At 44.6% G+C, this 19,900-nt stretch carries 15 protein-coding genes; 4 read left to right on the forward strand and 11 right to left on the reverse strand.

Annotation, left to right across the window (positions count from 1 at the left end):
- Positions 1-3: 3 nt before the first annotated feature.
- From AC58VC_RS20605 to AC58VC_RS20615, 3 genes are all read right to left on the reverse strand, one after another.
- Positions 4-927, reverse strand: coding sequence for an ABC transporter permease (locus tag AC58VC_RS20605; RefSeq protein ID WP_497370786.1), 924 nt, complete (start codon positions 925-927; stop codon positions 4-6).
- A gap of 171 nt (positions 928-1,098) precedes the next feature.
- Positions 1,099-2,622, reverse strand: a complete 1,524-nt coding sequence (locus tag AC58VC_RS20610) for an ABC transporter substrate-binding protein (RefSeq protein ID WP_497370788.1) — start codon at positions 2,620-2,622, stop codon at positions 1,099-1,101.
- A 110-nt stretch (positions 2,623-2,732) separates the two neighbouring features.
- Entirely contained in the window at positions 2,733-4,175 is a 1,443-nt protein-coding gene (locus AC58VC_RS20615) for an ABC transporter substrate-binding protein (protein WP_497370790.1), read from the reverse strand.
- A 65-nt stretch (positions 4,176-4,240) separates the two neighbouring features.
- On the opposite strand from AC58VC_RS20615, the gene AC58VC_RS20620 reads away from it, so the two are divergent.
- Together AC58VC_RS20620 and AC58VC_RS20625 are read left to right on the forward strand one after the other, a co-directional pair.
- Positions 4,241-6,079 (forward strand): cache domain-containing sensor histidine kinase, encoded by a 1,839-nt coding sequence (locus AC58VC_RS20620; protein ID WP_497370792.1) that lies wholly within the window; start codon positions 4,241-4,243, stop codon positions 6,077-6,079.
- Entirely contained in the window at positions 6,048-7,676 is a 1,629-nt protein-coding gene (locus AC58VC_RS20625; protein WP_497370794.1) for a response regulator, read from the forward strand. The genes AC58VC_RS20620 and AC58VC_RS20625 overlap by 32 nt, the downstream gene beginning before the upstream one ends.
- 57 nt (positions 7,677-7,733) lie before the next feature.
- On the opposite strand, the gene AC58VC_RS20630 is transcribed toward AC58VC_RS20625, so the two are convergent.
- Positions 7,734-8,543, reverse strand: coding sequence for an aminoglycoside adenylyltransferase domain-containing protein (locus AC58VC_RS20630; protein WP_497370796.1), 810 nt, complete (start codon positions 8,541-8,543; stop codon positions 7,734-7,736).
- A 184-nt stretch (positions 8,544-8,727) separates the two neighbouring features.
- Here AC58VC_RS20630 and AC58VC_RS20635 point away from each other — a divergent pair, with 184 nt between their 5' ends.
- Complete coding sequence (locus AC58VC_RS20635; protein ID WP_497370798.1) at positions 8,728-10,476, forward strand: ABC transporter ATP-binding protein; 1,749 nt, start codon at positions 8,728-8,730, stop codon at positions 10,474-10,476.
- A gap of 31 nt (positions 10,477-10,507) precedes the next feature.
- Positions 10,508-12,310: an ABC transporter ATP-binding protein gene (locus AC58VC_RS20640; protein WP_497371356.1), complete on the forward strand. Its 1,803-nt coding sequence runs from the start codon at positions 10,508-10,510 to the stop codon at positions 12,308-12,310.
- Positions 12,311-12,406: 96 nt separating this feature from the next.
- Here AC58VC_RS20640 and AC58VC_RS20645 read toward each other — a convergent pair whose 3' ends face one another.
- The 7 genes from AC58VC_RS20645 to AC58VC_RS20675 all read right to left on the reverse strand — a co-directional run bounded on the left by AC58VC_RS20645 (position 12,407) and on the right by AC58VC_RS20675 (position 19,897).
- Positions 12,407-13,663: an RNA polymerase sigma factor gene (locus tag AC58VC_RS20645; RefSeq protein ID WP_497370800.1), complete on the reverse strand. Its 1,257-nt coding sequence runs from the start codon at positions 13,661-13,663 to the stop codon at positions 12,407-12,409.
- On the reverse strand, positions 13,660-14,094 hold the full coding sequence (locus AC58VC_RS20650) for a YciI family protein (RefSeq protein ID WP_497370802.1): 435 nt from the start codon (positions 14,092-14,094) through the stop codon (positions 13,660-13,662). Before AC58VC_RS20650 ends, AC58VC_RS20645 begins: the two co-directional genes overlap by 4 nt.
- A gap of 41 nt (positions 14,095-14,135) precedes the next feature.
- Positions 14,136-14,957, reverse strand: coding sequence for an alpha/beta fold hydrolase (locus AC58VC_RS20655; RefSeq protein WP_497370804.1), 822 nt, complete (start codon positions 14,955-14,957; stop codon positions 14,136-14,138).
- A 90-nt stretch (positions 14,958-15,047) separates the two neighbouring features.
- On the reverse strand, positions 15,048-16,931 hold the full coding sequence (locus tag AC58VC_RS20660; protein WP_497370805.1) for a heparinase II/III domain-containing protein: 1,884 nt from the start codon (positions 16,929-16,931) through the stop codon (positions 15,048-15,050).
- Positions 16,932-16,939: 8 nt separating this feature from the next.
- A complete protein-coding gene (locus tag AC58VC_RS20665) occupies positions 16,940-17,443 on the reverse strand; it encodes a GNAT family N-acetyltransferase (RefSeq protein WP_497370807.1) in 504 nt (167 codons plus the stop codon).
- A gap of 148 nt (positions 17,444-17,591) precedes the next feature.
- The gene (gene pdxA / locus AC58VC_RS20670; RefSeq protein ID WP_497370809.1) at positions 17,592-18,590 is read right to left on the reverse strand and encodes a 4-hydroxythreonine-4-phosphate dehydrogenase PdxA; all 999 of its coding nucleotides are present in this window, start codon (positions 18,588-18,590) and stop codon (positions 17,592-17,594) included.
- Positions 18,587-19,897 carry a four-carbon acid sugar kinase family protein gene (locus AC58VC_RS20675; protein WP_497370811.1) on the reverse strand — a complete coding sequence of 437 codons (1,311 nt, stop codon included), beginning with the start codon at positions 19,895-19,897 and terminating at the stop codon, positions 18,587-18,589. Before AC58VC_RS20675 ends, pdxA begins: the two co-directional genes overlap by 4 nt.
- Between the last annotated feature and the right edge of the window lie 3 nt (positions 19,898-19,900).

Raw genomic sequence — 19,900 nt, forward strand, 5'->3', positions numbered from 1 at the left:
CTCCTAAAACAATGCATTTTCCTTGCTTACCCTACGAACGATCATATTGGTTAGCAGCACAAGCACGATCCCCACCATCGCCTGATACAATCCGGCAGCAGCTGACATGCCCACATTTCCGCTGACAAGAAGTGAACGGTATACGAAAGTGTCAATGACATTTGTTGTGGGATACAACGCTCCCGTATTCAATGGCACTTGATAAAATAAACCGAAATCTGCATTGAAAATTCTCCCGATTTGCAAAATGACTAATACAATAATAACGGGCGTCATTAAGGGGATCGTAATACGCAGGATTTGCTGCCATTTGGATGCCCCATCAATGACTGCAGCTTCATAATATTCTTGATCTATCCCGACGATGGCTGCTAAATAAACCACCATGCTGTAACCAATATTTTTCCAGAGATTGACGAGTGGCAAGATCACAGTCCAATATTTGGATTCTGTGTACCAAGAGACTTCGGAATAGCCGAGTGGTTCAAGTATGGCTTTATTAATATATCCGTAACCGCCAAGAAAGGCGTATACCAGATAACTGACAACAACAAAAGAAAGAAAGTACGGGAACAACAGGCTGCTTTGAAAAAACTTCGCAAGCTTTCTATTTCTCAGCTCATTCAGAGCAATTGCCAGAAAGATGGCAATTACCGTATTCAAGACAATAAACAGAGCGTTATACAGCAAGGTGTTTCTCGTTGCCACCCAAGCGTCCTCTGTTTGGAATAAATATTTGAAATTGCCGATCCCTTCCCATGGGCTTCCTAGAATACCATCAACAAAATTGTAATTCTTAAAAGCGACAATGATACCAAACATGGGAATATAGTTATTGAAAATCAAAACCAATACTGGAAACAGCAGCATCAGGAATAAGGCACGATACTTGATAAGGTTAAATAGAAATCCTGTGCGACTTCTCATTAGGTCCACTCCTCTTTTTCTAAGTTACTTTCATTGTAAAAGACCCTCGTTCATTGCTGAATAAAATTATCTAAGATTATGTTAAAATATCTATTCACTTGAAAACGCATCGTAGCAACGAAAAAACGCTGACAATCACAACGATTGTCAGCGTTTCTTGGAATGACTTGATTACTTTTTAGTTTTTAAAAACTCATCAAGCTGCTTTTGCTTCTCGGCAATTACCTTATCGAGTCCTGCCTTCTTCATCTTATCGATAAATGCAGGGAGTTCTTTCTCATAATCTAATAAGCCCGTACTTAATCCGTCGATATACGCATTGTAAATATTAACGATGGCTGCTTCTTCATTTTTCACTGGCTCTGCATTATAACTAAAACCAACAATTTGGGAAGGCTTAGCCGATTCATTAAACTTCTTGTATTTCTCCCACTTCTGCGGATCTTCATTATCCCACAGGTAATTGATAAACTGTTTGCCAAACATATAATTGTTTCCAGGTGAGTAACCGGTTTGCCCTGCTTTCATACCGTCTGGCACTGCAATGATGTTACCGCTCTTTTTCACATAATGCTTGCCTTCAACACCAAATACAAGCGTGTTTAGAATCTTCTCGTCCGTATGCATTAAATTAATCAGCATCATCGCCCGATCTGCATTTTTGGATGTTCGCGATATTGCGGTCATGGCACCGCTAAGGTCGCCACTCGATGTGTAAGGCTGCGTAAGCTCAATCTGCACCATAGGGTGCCCCCATTGCTGGCTTAGAACCGCATCCTTACCTGGTGTCAGTTGCTGCCACTGGGCAAATACCGTACCTGCTTTATTGGCTGGCGCTCCGTCTTTTTGCGTAGCAGGATCTTTCTGGAAAAATCCTTTTTGATTCCATTCTTTCATCAATTTTAGCATTTGTTGCATCTCAGGCGTTTCCCATTGGTTGACTACTTTTGTACTGCCGTCCATTTTAATAGCACCTGGTACAGCGGTGTTTCCGATTTGCTCGAAAGGAATCAAGGTAATGTTGTTTTTGCCGCCCCAGAATGGCGTAACATTCGGTTCTTTCTCCTTAATTGTTTGCAGCATCGGCTCCAAATCCGAGTAGGATTTAATTTTGCTAATATCGAACTTATATTTGTCCACAAGATCTTTGTTAAGCACAACACCGAACTCACTAGCCATCTCTTTCTCAACTGGAACGGCATAAACCTTCCCGCCAACGGCTGTTCCAGACAAAAGGAGCGGGTTCATCTGGCTTTTGGTTTCTTTCGCATATTTATCAAGCAACGGGCTCAGCTCCAGAAAGGCTCCTTTCGCAACGTTGCCGCTGAAATTATCCCAACCTGCCGTGAATAGGAGATCAAATGGCTCCCCGGAAGCAGACATCAAATTGATTTTCTGACTCCAATTTCCCCAATCAATCGCATTGATTTTGACAGTGGCGTTAATCTTGTCCTTAAGCAGTTTGTTCAATTCCGCTTCTACAGCAGCTTTATCCTTTTGTTCCGTACCTGGATAGTAGATCGATAGTTCTACCGGCTCCAGCACTGGATTGCTGCTTGGCGCAGTGGACGTCTGCTCACTTTTCGATGGACTTTCGTTTACGGGATCGCTTTTTGCGCACCCTACAAGCGCCATAGATAGAACGGTTACTGAGGCTAGAAGCGTCGCCCCAATCTTCTTGGGTCTGTTCAGCATGGAAAACCCTCCTTATAAGTTGAACGATGGGATGAATGGCATTTCTGTTCCCATTGTAGACGCTTCAACTCTGTAACAGAATAAAATAATCTATGACAACATTCAAAAATCTATTGTGTTTCTTTCAAGGGATTCCGAGGTTCAAACAAAGGATTTATATAATCGTTGAGATTAATTAACTTTTTAAGGACAGCATCGTCGAGCGAATTATTATATTGTATAGTCAAGTTATTTAATACTTCAATGGGTGAATGGATACCCTGCAAGATATCTCTATACGCCTTCATACGTGATGTGTCTCCCAAATTTTTCGGGGAAAAGAGCGTCGGGATATTTTGTAAAATGAATTTCGGTTCCTTCGGATACGGTGATTCTTCTTTACCCGGAAGAAAGGCAGCAAACTTCGGCTGCAGCGGAAGGTATTGCGGGTCGTTCGTAATGCCATCAAACGTTGGTATGGCGCCTCCTTCCTTATACAACGTTCCTAGATACTCACGGGAATGTAGAAATTTCCAAAGCTCAACGGCTTCTTGCTTATGCTTGGTGTACGCGTTGATTGCGAAAGGCGGCTCGGGATACATCATCAGAGCCCCGTTTCCCGAATCAGATGGTTCAATCAGCGGCGGCATCGCAATTCCCCATTCAAAAGTTGGAGTCTTCATTCGTCCAAGCATGACAAAATCGCGGTTAGTAACATACATCATCCCAATATTTCCTTCTGCAAATTGGGTTAATGCGGTGTCGCTTTTCAGCGAAGTTTCTCCAGGAAATAACCCTCCCTGCTGCTTCATGTCCAGCATAGTTTGAAACCAAGTCTGGTAAACAGAGAAGTCGTATCTCCCCAAGGCAAAATTATAATAATTAAAACCGCTATACGTGCTTGCAATCTCCAGCGACTGTTGAAATCCCGCCCAATCCTCACCTGCTGGGAGCGCAAAGCCATATTTTTGATAGCCAGTACCCGCCTTTGAGATCTTATCCGCATAGGTTTTCAATGCCTCCAAGGTCATAGGAGGATTATCTGGATTGTTACCAGCTCTCGTAAATAGCTCTTTATTGTAAATGAGTCGAAGCGTCATCATGTTGGATGGAATCGCATAAAAATGGTTGTTTTGCTTTGTATAATCAACAGCCCACTGTGGAAATGCTTTGATATCCTGCTCAGATATGACTTCGGACAAATCTACAAGCCAGTTCTTGTATATATATGGCGTTAACCAGCCTGTCCCAATTTGAAATACATCAGGCCCTTCGTCCGAAGTCATACGCATATTCAGCGTTTGGTCATATCGATCACGCGGAAGGTTGACCACCTCCACATAGTAGCTGGGATGGACGGAGTTGAATTGTTCAATTAAACTTTCGATGACCTTTAACTCCTCGGAGGATTGGACAGCCAAAGTTATTTTGCTTTTCTGCTCGATGGGAGCTGCTGAATCTTCACTCGGTAAGTCGATATCCATGGCGCTGCATCCTATCGTTGCCAATAGGACTATCGTGACAATTCCAGCGTTAAGCTGTTTCACCAACCTCAAACTAAAGCTTTTCATCATAATTAATTCCCCTTATAATGTTGGTTGAATGCAGCTCAAGTCCGGTAGAAAAGGAGGCGATCATCGTGCTCCGGAAAGCTGTAGCCATTCTTTCATTAACACGGACAAGTTTAAAGTACCGTCTTCTACTCTACTTCTTATTTCTCGTCATACTGCCGACTTCCATCATTTCCGTTACGATTTATAACGAGTCGTACCAAACGATTACAGAAAACATGAACGTGTCCGTGCAAAAAAACCTCACCATGGTAGAAACCATTCTGCTGAAGAAATTTGAGGAAATGGACGGGGTAGCAGAGTCGATCTATTTAAACCCAGATATGATTGACATCTTATCAGCGGATCACCCAACCGATCAAATTGCTACCGTAAATGAACTTGCGAATCTTAATAAAATTATCGACGGTTATCGTGTAACTGGCGGTCCACAAACACAATTTGTACCAAAGCTGTACATGCTCGACAGGCCCGAATACTTGCAATACAACTTTTCAAGAAATGTATCGACGATCAGCCAGATTGAACAGGAACAATGGTACGCCAATTTGCCGCCGAAAGCTCCCTATTCAATCGCCGGTTTGAATGCGCATACATCTCTTAATGGAACCTCTTATACCATTAAGCTAGCGAAGCGCCTTTTCGGTTTGAACAATATGATTATCCCCTATGTGGGGCTGCTAACGATCGACGCCGACATCGGCGATTTTAACAACATGCTTGTGCAACTGAAGCCTTCCGAGCACAGCTCCACTCTCATCATCGACAGTCATGCTGCTGTGATTGTAAGTCCTGACTTATCTTTGCTAAACCAAAGTCTCGCTACAGCCCCCTACATCCAGAACATCATCAAGAAAAAGTACCGATCCGGCTCATTCGGAGAAACCATCCAAGGGGAATCCATGCTGGTATCCTACAGACAAATCGGTTCGCTCGGATGGACCGTCGTGTCCGTCTCTCCGATCACCGACTTGAACGGCAAGCTTATCTCCTTCAGGAAAGTGATGTACGTTGTACTGGCGTTATGCATGATTCTTGCTTTTGTCATTGCCCTGCTCTTATCCGGAAATATTACAAATCCGATTCGTAAATTTATCAAATCAATGTCCTACGCGCAAGAAGGAAACTTTGATATTCAAATTCAGTACAAACGTAAGGATGAATTCACTTACTTGTTCAGCGAATATAACAAAATGATACTTCAGATCAAAGAATTGATCAATAAATTGTACGTAAGTGAACTCAAGAAGAAAGAAGCGGAACTAAAGGCACTACAAGCTCAAATTAACCCGCATTTTTTGTATAATACGCTGGACTCTATCAATTGGATCGCACTGCGGAACAAAGTACCAGAAATCAGTCATATGGTAACCTCTTTATCAGACTTTTTTCGCTACAGTCTAAGTAAAGGCCGGAATATAATCCCGATTGAAGACGAATTTAGGCAGGTAGAGAGTTATTTGACGATCCAACAGGTTCGCTTTAAAGAAAGACTGGCCTATACCATGCAAGTAGAGCCTGAAGTCTATGGACACTATACAGTCAAACTGATTTTACAGCCCTTAGTGGAGAACTCTCTCCTTCACGGCATTGAGAAAAGGCGCGGTAAAGGCAACATTACCATTAAAGCAAGAAAGGTGGATGATCAGATCGTTATTGAAATTAGCGATAATGGCGTGGGTGCTGATGTGTCTGAATTGAACGCAATCTTGCAAAATAACAATAGTTCGGGTAAATCATTCGGAATGATCAACGTCAATCAACGGATTGTTCAAGTGTTCGGAGAAGGCTGGGGTATTCGATACACAGATCTGGATGGCCCCGGTATTACGGTCACGGTGACTTTCCCCGCAGTTTCTACGCTAGAAGGGTTGGATGAGAATGCTCAAGATGATCATAGCGGATGATGAGGTTAATGTCAGAGAAGGATTGAAGGAAGTCGTTCAATGGGCCGAAATGGGCATAGAAATCATTGCTGATGCACAGGACGGCCAAGAAGCGTTCGAACTTTGTCAGCAATTAAAGCCTGACATCTTGCTAACGGATATTCGAATGCCGATGATGGATGGCCTGGAAGCCGCATTAAAGTTGAAAGAACTAGCAGATCCCGTACGAATCATCATTATTAGCGGGGCTCAGGACTTCAATTATGCAAAAACGGCGTTGAGCTTGAATGCTGATGGTTATATTCTGAAGCCTATCAAAATTCACGAGCTCCAGGAAACTGTAAATAAAGTCGTCTCCTCGATTACGATGGAACGCAATCGTGAGGAAAAAAATCAACAGCTGAAGCAGCAGCTGCACGAAAACATGCCCGTTCTTCGCGAGAAATTTCTAGCTAATTTGACTAAGGGTATGTACAAAAGCGAACAAGATGCACAGAGTAAACTGGATTTTTTTGGATTGCCTTTTGACATTAACAGCCCATTAGTTGTGGCAGTCATGCAGATAGACGAGTATGAAAAAGCAATTGAAAGATATAGCGAGGAACATAAACAGCTACTGACCTTTTCCGTTACCAACATTTTGGAAGAAATCTCAGAGCGTAACCAGGCTGGTATTGCCTTCTGCATGAACGAAAATGAATATGTCACCATTTTTAATCCATCTGCTCACACTGGAAATAGACATCTCGAAATTTGCCAAGAAATGATTGACTGTGTGAATAAGTTTTTGAAGTTGTCCGCTTCTATAGGAGTTGGTAATTCGATTCTAAAAGTTTATGATTTACATTACTCTTACCAGGAAGCTCATCTGGCCATCGCATACAAATTTTACACAGGGAAAGACTCCATTCTTCAGATCGGCGATTTCCAAGCGACAAAAAACGACCTGGAATACCCTAAACTTTATGAAGTAGAAAATAAGTTAATCAACTTCATGAAGCTAGGCAACAAGCCAGAAGTGTCCAGGATGGTTGCGGACATCTTTCATACCCTTTGCGCTAATCACAATTTACCAGTGGATTATGTGCAAAGCATCTGCATTGAGCTTATCCATATGGCTTCAAGAACGCTCTACGAATTCGGAGAAAATATCCAACTTATCATTACTGATTATTCTACTTTATTCAGCGAGGTCTACACGAAACGTGAGGCTTCGGAGCTGCGTGATACGATGTTAGCTTTTTTCGTCAAGTTGACCGACTATTTTGCGCAGAAGCAAACTCACAAAAACAGCCGAACCATTGAGAAAATCAAAGACATCATCTCGCAAAAGTACATGGAGAACCTCACCGTGGCTAGGCTGTCCGAAGAAGTTTATTTATCGCCGAACTACATCAGCCTCATTTTCAAACAGGAAACGGGTGAAAGTGTCACCGAGCATTTGACGAAAGTACGTATGGAAGCCGCAAAAGAACTGCTAAAATCTCCTGATTTGAAAATTTTGGACATCTCCGAAATGGTCGGATACGAAAACTCAACGTATTTCAGTACCGTATTTAAAAAATACACGGGGATGCATCCCCAGAAATTTCGCACACTGTTTACACTGCCTATTTAACATGAATCAAAAAAAGACTCTCTCCCCTGTTTGAATCAGGGGCTTAGAGTCTTTTTTCTACACACGATTAGCTTCCAAATGAATAAATTTAAGTAAATCAATTAGATCAGTTAAACGTTCCATTTGTGATTGATAAAAACGATTAGGTTGAAGTCGCTTTATCGCTATGGCTTCTTCAATAAGTCCATGCCACTGGCTCGGTGCATGACGAATGCCATAGAATCCTGCTCCAACCTTGCTGGTAATATCATGCTCTTTTAACGTGTATAGTTGGCGCAACATACCGAGTGTACACCACTCGATAGCTTGATCAAGCTGTTCAACATTGATTTCTTGTTCCTGCGCATGGTCAAGCTGTAATTTACCCTCTAGTCTGGTTATCCAGCCAACCCAGTAGCTATTTAAGTTATCAATGACATATTTGCATAGTAAATTAGTTTCCAAATCGTAATTGAACGTTATTTCGGAGCCATAAACCCGGATGCCATGATTTTTTAATATCCACCACGTAATTGGATTGAGATCTGCGCCCCTGCCATTGGTATTGGTTTGCTTATCAAAGTAAGTCAATTGGGGACTAATTTCATTATGTATATTCGTTAGATCATCGAGAAGTAGATAAGTCCCCATCATATCTGTGTTTGGGATCTCAGCTTCGACTTCTTGATGCGCTTCGACAATGGCTTGAATATCCGACTGAGTAAGTGGTTCACGTACAAAAGCAATAAAGTCAATATCACTGGAGCCTTCTATATAATCTTTTAAAGCAACTGAACCATACAGATAAAGAGAAACCATGTTCGACGTTCGAGTGTTTAAAGAACGGCTTAATTGCTCCATAGTTTTGTCAACCAAAGAAGGTAACATCATATCTTCCTCCGATTCCGAGCCTTCATTTTTTATCCTTTATGATAAAGGTTGCGAACGATTGCATAAAGAGAAAAATAAAATCGTCCTTTTTCCAGTTTTAACAGATACAAAGGATGACAATTTGCCAAAATCGGAGTAATCTTCAAGTGAGGGGTTGACCACGGAAAAAGGAGTGTACACGATGGGTTTTATGAAGGTTTATGTCAGTAAGCACTGGAAGCTATTTCTGGTTGCTGTCTTTTTCGTGACGTTGGAAGCGCTCGCGGATCTGCTGCAACCGACCATTATGTCGCACATATTGGACATAGGTGTAGCGGAGAAACGGCTTGACTATGTGCTTCGCATGGGCGGTTTGATGCTGATCATCACCGCGTTCGGGGCTGTCGCTGCCTCGATGCGCAATATTGTGGCAAGCCATGTTTCACAGAAATTCGGCACGGAGCTAAGACGGGATTTATTCGAAAAAATCCAAGTACTTTCGTTCGCGAATATCGAGCAATTCGAACGCGCATCATTAATTACGCGATTAACGAATGATGTGACACAGGTGCAGAATTTTGTAAACGGTCTTATGCGTATTTTTGTTAAAGCTCCCCTCCTATGCATCGGGAGTCTCATCATGGCTGTGCGACTCAATCCCAATTTGGCCGTCGTGCTGCTCATCGTTGTCCCGGTCGTCAGTGTGCTCGTTGCGCTCAACTTGAAAGTGGGATTTGCCCGGTTTGTAGGCGTGCAAAAGTCGCTGGACAGCGTCAATCGGGTTATGCGGGAGTATCTGTCTGGCGTTCGCGTCGTCAAAGCTTTCAATCGTTTTGACCATGAGACAGACAAGTTTCAACAGGCTAACATCGAATATCAGAACAAATCTATACAGGTGACGAGGCTTCTTGCTATTTTTAATCCCTCCATTCTGCTCAGCGTCAATTTCGGGATCGCGGCCGTGTTATGGCTAGGAGCTTCAAGGGTTAGTAACAATCAAATGCAAGTCGGGCATATCGTCGCATTCGTCAATTACATGACTCAGATTTTGTTTGCGCTGATGACCATTTCCATGGTTTTCAACTTATTCGTGCGTGCGAAAGCTTCCGCCAATCGAATCGGTGAAGTTTTTGATCAAGTAAATACAATGACTTGGGACGTATCTACTGCACTGCCCACCGGGCGTCAAGGATGCCAGATTGACTTTGACAATGTTTCGTTTGCCTATGAGGGTGCTTCTGGAGAACCTGTGCTGAAAAATATCAACTTAACGTGCCTGCCCGGTGAAACCATTGGTATTATCGGGTCTACCGGCTCTGGAAAAAGCAGTCTTGTGAACCTCATTCCCCGTTTCTATGATACGAGCACCGGCTCGATCCTCGTAGATGGTGTGGACACTCAGGAACTTGACCCGGCCAAGCTGCGCGATCGAATTGCCATCGTGCCGCAGAAATCGATTCTGTTCAGCGGCACAATTGAAGAGAATTTGCTTTGGGGCAATGAGCATGCCTCGCGTGAAGAGATTATGCAGGCTGCGAATATGGCAGAAGCGCACAGCTTCATTACTGCGTTCCCCGAGGGCTATGAAACTATGCTTGGTCAACGTGGCGTGAACTTGTCAGGCGGCCAGAAACAACGGTTGTCGATTGCTCGGGCACTCATTCGGAAACCGGATGTTCTGATTCTTGATGATTGTACAAGCGCTCTGGATACGACAACGGAGACAAGTATTAAAGAATCACTCAAAACATTCGCATCTGGTGTCACTTGTCTACTCATTGCGCAGCGGATTACCTCTGTTATGGATGCTGATAAAATCGTTGTCGTGGACGATGGTGAGATCGTTGGTATCGGAACACACGAGGCATTGATGAAGAGCTGCCGCGTCTATGTGGAAATTTTCCAATCGCAATTCGGAAAGGAGCTGCCTCATCATGTCAAAGCCGAATGAAGGATCGCGTCAACCAACCCCTGACGTCCCGATGATCGCGGGACCGCTAGGCCGGGGAGGCCGCGTTGCTGCCGTGAAGCCCAAGAATTTTAAAGGCACCCTACGCCGTTTATGGTCCTATTTAGGTACTGAACGAAAATGGCTGACGATTGTTTTCCTATTCATTATTGCGGACTCCGCCTTGACGCTTGCTGGCCCTTATCTCATTGGTGTAGCCGTTGACGCAATGGCGGGAGGTCAGGTTAATTATAGTGTCCTTAATGTGACGCTGATCGTTCTCCTTTCCACCTACATCGCAGATGGCGGGCTTACTTTCTTGCAGAGCTGGGTCATGGCTGGGCTTGCACAGCGCGTAGTGAAGCGGCTTCGGCAAACGATGTTTGCGAAACTGCAGAAGCTCCCTCTTGCTTTTTTCGATGGGCGCTCTCATGGTGATATCATGAGTCGGTTATCGAATGATATTGACAACGTGAGCAACTCAATCTCGCAATCAACAACTCAGTTGATGTCAGGTTCAATTGCCATCGTTGGTTCCTTAATAATGATGCTGATACTAAGTCCCACCCTGACGCTGGCGAGTCTCATCACCGTTCCGCTCGTATTCTTCCTAGCCAAGACCATTACCAAGCGAACGAGTGTGTTATTCAAAGACCAACAAGCACAGCTCGGCAAGCTGAATGGTCATATTGAGGAAACCATTTCCGGACTTCTCGTTGTCAAAGCTTTTAATCGTGAGAAGAAAGCTATCGATGAGTTCAATAACGTGAACGGAAAACTCTATGAAGTTGGGTTGAAGGCGCAGATCTGGTCCGGTTTTTTGATGCCTCTTCTGAGTGTCATCAACAATATCGGTTTCTCCGCTGTTGCGATTGTAGGTGGTGTACTCGCCGTCAAAGGTCACATCACGGTTGGCGTTATTGCCAGCTTCCTAAGCTATTCGCGCCAATTCGTGAGGCCGCTTAACGAGATTGCGAACACTTATAACGTATTGCAGTCTGGTGTTGCTGGGGCAGAACGCGCCTTTGAAGTGTTGGATGAAGCGGAGGAAGTCGAAGATGAGCCTGGCGCTATCGAGCTGGTGAAACCTATCGGACACGTCACCTTCCAGGATGTCACCTTCGGATATCGACCCGATCGGCCGATCATCAATCAAGTCAGCTTTGATGCGCCGGCTGGCAGCAGCCTCGCGCTCGTCGGACCCACAGGTGCAGGCAAGACGACGATCGTCAATTTAGTGACACGGTTCTATGACGCCACTAGTGGCACGATTTTCATTGACGGACGCGATATCAAATCCTATACGCGCGACAGTCTTCGCCGCAGCTTCGGCATCGTGCTGCAGGATACGTATTTGTTCTCCGGCACAATTAAGGAGAACATTAAATACAGCAAGCCGGATGCGTCGGATGCTGAAGTGGTTACCGCTGCTAGGCTCGCGAATGCAGATACCTTCATCAGCCGGTTGCCCAAGCGATACGACACCCCGCTCTCCGAGAACGGCGGGAATTTAAGTCAAGGGCAGCGCCAATTGCTTGCGATCGCACGCGTCATACTGGCTGATCCTTCCATTCTCATACTGGATGAAGCGACGAGCAGTATTGATACGCGGACGGAACTGCATATTCAGGAAGCCCTGCTCTCCATCATGAAGGGCCGCACAAGCTTCATCATTGCACATCGGCTGAATACGATTCGGGATGCGGATACAATTATGGTCATTGACCGTGGTGAGATCGCCGAACAAGGCAATCACAGCTCGTTGATGAATCAAGATGGTACGTATTCCCGTATGTTTTCCAATCAGTTTAAAAATCTTGAAAGTACAGCTGAATAAACACACTAAAGCCCCAGGAAGCTTAGCATTCCTGGGGCTTTTCTTTCGTTACTGCGACGAAGACGGCACAAAGCTCCGCTGCCCTCGCCTCTTCCTCTATCTTAAACCTGCAGATTTGATTTCTTCCACCCGTTTCAATAAAAGTTCCTTTTCACGCTCATTCTTCGTCATGGATGCGGCACGTTCAAATTCCATACAGGCTTCTTCAAGCCGCCCTAACTTGACCAAGAGATCACCGCGAACACTCGGTAACAAATAATATCCCTTTAAAGATGATTCCGACTGCAAGGCATCAACCATCTGCAATCCGAAGGCCGGACCAAAAGCCATTGATATAGCAACAGCCTGGTTTAATTCGACAATCGGCGATGGCGATACGATCGAAAGCGCTTCGTAGAGTGCAGCAATTCGGACCCAATCCGTCTCAGCTGTCGTTCTCGCCTGTGCATGACAGGCAGAAATTGCAGCCTGAATGGCGTATGGACCAAGTGCCTGTCCTAGCTTCCTGCTTCTTTCTAGTGCCGTCAAACCACGGCGGATCAACAATTGATCCCATCGAGCACGATTTTGATCCTTGAGCAGCACGGGTTCTCCCTTGATATCAACTCGTGCTTTAAACCTTGAAGATTGAAGCTCCATCAAAGCGACAAGTCCATGCACTTCAGGTTCCTGCGGGGCAATCTCAGCTAGTACGCGTCCGAGCCTCAGTGCCTCCTGGCACAACAAGGGACGGATCCAATGTTGCCCTGAGGTTGCCGAATATCCTTCATTGAACATGAGGTAAATGACTTCAAGTACCGAGGATATACGGACCTTGAGCTCGCCAGATGGCACTTCAAAAGGTACCTTCTCAGCACTAAGAGTCCTCTTAGCACGAACAATTCGCTGGGCAATCGTTGGTTCGGCGACGAGGAAAGATCGTGCTATCTCATCTGTGGTTAGCCCGCATAATAGGCGAAGCGTCAGTGCAACTCTTGCATCCTGCGATAAGATAGGATGGCAAGTCATAAAGATCAAACGAAGGATATCGTCGCCGAACTCCTCATCCAAATTCTTGTCATTTTCTTCATACAAATCTAGGTTGTGTGCCATTTCAATGTACTTTTGATCACGGAGTTTGTTCCTGCGCATATGATCAATAGCTCGCCGTTTGGCTGTTGTCATTAGCCAGGCGCCCGGATTGTCCGGAATATTGTGATCGGACCATCGATTAAGGGCAATGACCAGAGCGTCCTGGGCAAGATCCTCTGCGAGGCCCACGTCACGCACCATTCGTGTTAATCCCGCGATAATTTTGGGCGACTCGATTCGCCATATTGTCTCAATAGTTCGATGTGTAGAAGACAAATTCACGCTTTATGCTGCTCCCTTACTAATTGACGAAGTGCTGCATCCTTCGCAATGGTTTCGGGATCATCCGCTAACTCCTCCATCTCGAACACCTGTCTGAGTTCAATTTCCCCTTGACCGAATCCATGGGGATCCGGCATACGCAGCGCCCACTCGATGGCCTCTTCTCTGGACTTAACTTCAATCAACGTATAGCCAGCTATCATTTCTTTCGCTTCCGTGAACGGACCATCAACAACTTTCGGTTTGCCCCCAGGCTCTAGGTAGGAGATCCGTATAGCGCCAGAGCTAGGCTGCAAACCATCCGCGGCAAGTAAAACACCTGCGCGCACTAATTCCTCGTTATACTTTTGCATGGCATCAAGAAGTTCTTGGCTTGGCAAATTACCTGCCTCTGAATCTGTTGTAGCTTTAACGATCATCATGAATCTCATCTTGTATCCCTCCTAATTTTGTATAACCTATGAATTGAAAATTAACTGATTTTATTGGTTTCCATAAAGAAAGCTGCAAGCTCCGTGGATATAAGCTTGGAATTGAGTTTCTTCGTATGCCCAAGCCCCTTTTTACTCCTCAATTCCGCATTAGGGAGCACACTGGCTAGTGCTTGAGCAGCATGACGCAGCGAAGCCGGACTCTCAACACCTTCGAGCACCAGAGTTGGCGTTGTGACATTTCCCCATTCGCCTGTTGGGAGCGGCTTTCCGTCCATATAACCAGCTAGTAAAGCTGCATCATATGGAAGTGTGTGCGCAACAGCCATGAGATTTGCCCACACAGCTGGCATCATGCGCATCATTGTGACTATGAAAGAAGGTGCCCCCATACCTTTGGTCATAAAATACTTGATGGCATCAGCAGGACGATTAGCGGCTATAAGCTCAGTAACTTGTTGAACCAAATCGTGAGGCGGTTTACGGTCTGTCTCTTTCACCACAAACGGAGGTTCGTGCAAAGCTAATTTCGTGATGTTTGCCCCTCTTGCTGCGGCCTGTAAGGAAAGCACTGCCCCGGATGACAAGCCCCATACATAGGCCGAGCCGCCAGCTGCTTCAATTAACGCATCAAGATCTTCAAACTCGCGTTCAATTGCGTAAGTGTTCTTGTCTCCACTATTGCCGCGGCCACGGCGGTCGTAGTTGTACACCGTGAAATGCTGTGATAATAAATTTGCCAGTTGTACGACATCTGGGAATTTGCGATAACTGAAAGCTCCACCTACCAGGATGATTGCTGGTCCATGCCCCATTTTATCATACGCGATCTTGGTGCCGTCTTTCGAAGTGATAGTGTCCATTGAAGATCTCCTTCTTTCTACTGCCTTGAATTTCAGTCTCTATAAGGACAACGAATGGACGACGAAAGAATCGACACGATACAAAAAAAATTATAACTTATTTATTTTTATCATGGACTCGCCATGATCGATAGCCGTTATTGCACTAAGCTTGATTCTGTACAACTGGTCTCCCCATACTTCACTCATCACTTCGTCATCAAGAGCGATTAGGTCTGTTGAAGCCGTAAACATCTCATCATTGTATTGGATAATCAACTTATTATGATTGTCATCTTGTAGCGCAATGATGCCAATCCCCTCGATCTGAGGAGAGTGTGGAGTCATCAAGATTAGAGTAAGATCATCTATCACGCGCTCCAGTCGAAAAGTATCCTTGATTTCAATACAGGGGTTTGAATCACGAATGAGACTAATGGAGCGCTTCCAACTTGTGATGCCGGCAGAATCAGCGTAGGCGTTCTCTATGTTCATCGAGATGGAAGCAGCCGTATCTTCTTGGTGATAAATAACGTGATCAGCTCTATACTGTCTACCAGCAAGTTGCTGAACCCCATTTACTAGGGGTACATTGTGATAAGCGGACTGATTTGTCCATATGGAATAGCGTTCTGAAAAGAATGATTTGGATGTATAAGTCCCTACACCGGGATCAATTATCATTGGAGAACCATCGCAATAAACGATGAAGTGACCGATGTCATTGTGATTATGGCTTTCATCATTATGTCCACCCTTAGCCGCGAGGTACAACCCCTTGGATGAGCCTTCCTGTTCCCGCGCAAGCATCACTTGAATCCCGCCAAGCCAAGCATCCCTCATGAAAGGAGACTCTCCGATATGGTGCTCCATTTCTTTGTAATGAAAGATAGCTGACAATAAGCGAAACATGGTTGAAAACTCCACATTGGTTGCTTCCTCGCGCGTTTTTCTCATCTCCATGGCGCCAAGTCCAGATAGCTTTGCATCTTTAATACGGCGGCCATATCGATACATGAGTTCAGCTGGAATGTGTACTTTAGCCGAGCTATCAGCAAAATTGGCATAATAATCACCGTCAATATAAGCTTTGTAGATATAACGACCCACGTTTTGTATAAGAGGCTCTTGAAAAACATCCATTCTTCCGCTCGTCGCGCCATAAAGCAGTTCCAGACAATCAAACAGTTTTCCACCTGCATATATCCAATACTTCGGCCCTTCTTCACAGCCGCCATCTGAATCTAGTCGTTGTATATACTTATCCAAACTGCGTATCGCCTTTACAACCGCATCTTCACGACGCTGCTGGTCGTCTTCCAAGAGCAAGAAGGCCAATAGGCAATTTGAGTTGCACCATGGGTTCCAATTGTTTAGCATCTTCTCTTGATTGAACCCCATCCACCAGAAATCAGTACGATGTAAATAGGGGTCCAGAATCCGATTCTTCACCTCAAGATGTATACGCTCACAAATCATAATGCTAATAGAATCAAGTTTATTTTTTAGCAAAAAATATGTCCATGACAGCAGTGCTGCAGTTTCAGCTGCGAACAATTCAATGATTGGATCCGCCACATCGGGAAGTGGGTCCTGTCTCTTCATCATATAACCATGTCCTGGGATCCCCCAGAATGTTTCTTCACAAATATACCAGATCCCATTGACGATATCATCCATAAAACGCCCTTGGTTCTCGATACATTCAGCAACGACCAAAGAAGCGAGGTCCTGCCTACGTTCTAATAAAAGCGTGTCAAATCTAACACGGTTCCCAGTTCTACTGAAGTCCATATATTGCGTTGCTGTGATAGTTGGCCATGAATAATTGAGCTTGCGTTCAGCTTTCTCAATCCAAAAACGCTGCAAATTTTGTGGAACTTCATGCCATTCCGTACGTTCCTGACTAGTTGGAAATGGCTTGTAATTCTCCCTAGAAAGCAAGAACTCTTTTACAAATTCAGCATCATAACGATCTGCTAATATGGCTATCACCCTCTACCCTAGATGTAAAGCACCATTAAATCCTCATCAAAATACTGTTCGTTAACCTTCAATGCTTTACGTTCCACTCCGTAGATTTCGAAACCTAAGGACTTGTACAGTTTTTTGGCAATGATATTCTCTGACATAACGGTTAAGTTGATTTGCTCCAATCCCTCATAAACGTGTGCTCTTCCAACTAATTCCAGCATTAGTTTTTTCCCAAGACCATGCCCGCTCGCTTCAGGTGCAACATACATCCCGTAGACATTTCCTTTATGAATGCTTTTCAGACCGCTCTCTCGAACAAAGCTTACAATGCCAACAAGCGAACCGCTATCATCAAAAGCCCCAAGTACAAACTTCCCATCCGCAGGTTTTATTCTCTCAACGAAGGTTTCTAAGGAAAATTGCACTTCTCTTTCATAGGTCGAGCCAAAAGCCTCAGGGCTAAGTTTCAAGGCTTTTAATCGTAAATCTTGATACAGTCTAGCATCGGGCTCATCCAAAACTCGAATATTCATTGTTCGTTTCCTCCTGTCTCCTATTTGCATGTAATTACTATTTCTTCATCACGTTATTAAAACCTTGTTTTTGGTATTGATCGTCGCCAACCCCATACAAAAAAACCTCTGAACGAGGCTCAACAGCCATATCCAGAGGTTTTTCATTTTATTGTTCGCGTCGAGGTGCCAATTCAATCGCTTGTTTAAGAGCTTCTTTCAGACTTTGCTCATCCGCAATTCCTTTGCCGGCAATATCGAACGCTGTACCGTGATCTACGCTAGTTCTGATAATCGGAAGACCTACTGTAATATTGACACCGGCTTCCAGCCCTAATACTTTGATCGGACCATGTCCTTGATCATGATACATGGCAACGACGATATCGAAGTCTCCCCGCGTTGCGCGGAAGAATAGTGTATCGGCAGGCAGAGGTCCTACAACTTGAATGCCTTCTTCTTGCGCCTTGTTGACCGCAGGAACGACTTTCTCATCTTCTTCCCCATAACCAAAAAGTCCATTTTCTCCCGCATGCGGGTTAATCCCGCAGACGGCAATTTTTGGTGACTCATAACCAGCTTTTTGCAAAGTTTCGTGAGCCATTCGGATTACTTTATAAACACGATCTGGATTGATCATCCGCACAGCATCCAGAATACCAACATGTGTCGTGACATGAATAACTTTCAATTTGGGCGCCGAGAGCATCATAGAAAAGTCTTCAGTACCCGTCAAATCTGCTAAAATCTCGGTATGCCCTGGATACATGTGTCCACCTTTATGAAGGGCTTCTTTATTTAGCGGCGCTGTACAAATAGCATCAATTGCTCCTGCGTTAGCAAGTTCAATCGCCTGTTTCAAATACATGAATGCGGCATGTCCGGCTTCTTTGGATACTTGACCAATTGGAAGATCGGCCGGCAATAAGTCTAGATCATAACAGTCCACGGTTCCGTGTACGAACTGCGCTTCTGCCACGGAAGAAATTCGGCGAACACGAAGTCCTGTATGAACGAACTGATCCGCTCTCTCTAATAATTTGGCGTCTCCAATGACAAAAGGACGGCATGTTTCATAAATCTGGGCATCCTTTAGTGATTTCATGATGATTTCTGGGCCTACGCCTGCTCCATCACCCATCGTAATGCCTATTATTGGTCTATTCATTGAAATACTTCCCCCTTTAATGCTTTTTTAGCCCTGGATAAGCTATGTTCATTTCCGAAAGCTCCGGCTTTTGTTACAGCCCATACGGGTTTTTCACGAACAAGGAGCCCCAAGGGGATACCTGGTTCTATTTCTTTGATCAGTTGGATAGAAGACACGCCTAGATGTTTACAAACGCCTTTAGCGGTATCTCCTCCTGTTAAAATAACACCTTGAAGTTCGACACTCTGCATAATTTCAGAGGCGATTCCGCCTAAAATATGCGAGATCTGGTTGGATACTTCCCTAGAGTCTAATCCTCTTTGTGAGCCTGCTGCCTTCGTCAATTGCACTTGTTCAGGAGATGAACTTGCACTCAGAGAAACATCGAAACCCTTCATTAACGCAGCTCGAAGCTCCCTTCCGCAACGTTCAATCTCTGCCTTTAAACCTTCTTCGGAACCAATAGCTTGTACCGTATTTAACTCTAATGCAATAACTTGCGGCTCCTTGTTATAAGCAGCTACTTGACCACGGGTCACCTGTGAAATGCTGCCTGCGACTAGCATCACAGGCTTCGTCCCGCTCAGTGTTTGCTGAGAAGAGTCACTTGAATGAACAGGAAGCGATAAAGCGCTAGGTAGGAAATCAGCCAATCCAGCAGAACCTGCCCATAGCGTTTTATAGCTGGTTTGGGCAACCCATTCAGCGATATGCCCGACATCTTCTTCGGTTGTAGCATCAAAAACGATGAGTTCAGTTTTAGCTTCAAGGAGTAATTGTATGTTCAGGAGCACCTGATCTTTTCCTGCACGCAGGATATCTAAAGGAATAAGGCCAACTTTACGTTTGGATTGCGAAGAAAATAACTTGACCAAATCCGATTCTTTGACCGGACATTTCGGATCATTCGCTATTTCGGTTTCACTAACCGGAACTCCGTTCAGATAATGTACGCCCTGTGATGTTGTGCGGCCAATCTTAGGGAAAGCCGGAGCAACAACAGCAAAATCAAAGGGAATGACATCCATGACCGCGTCAATTTCAACACCCAGATTTCCGCGAAGTGTAGAGTCCATTTTCTTATAAATATGTGGGAAATCCGCTTGATGAATAGGAAGTGCTGCTTCCTTCACCCTGGCATATGCGATCTCTTGCGCAACGGAACGGCTGTCGGTATCAATGACGATAGCCTCCATCGCCTGTTGTTGTTTAGAAACTTGCTCGATCTCAAAAAACACTTGTGTTTGCAGCCCTTTTCTTGCAAATTGAACACCTGAATCGGAAGCTCCGGTCAAGTCATCTGCAATGATGGCAATTTGTTTCATGGT

The sequence above is a fragment of the Paenibacillus sp. J22R67 genome (assembly GCF_059692175.1).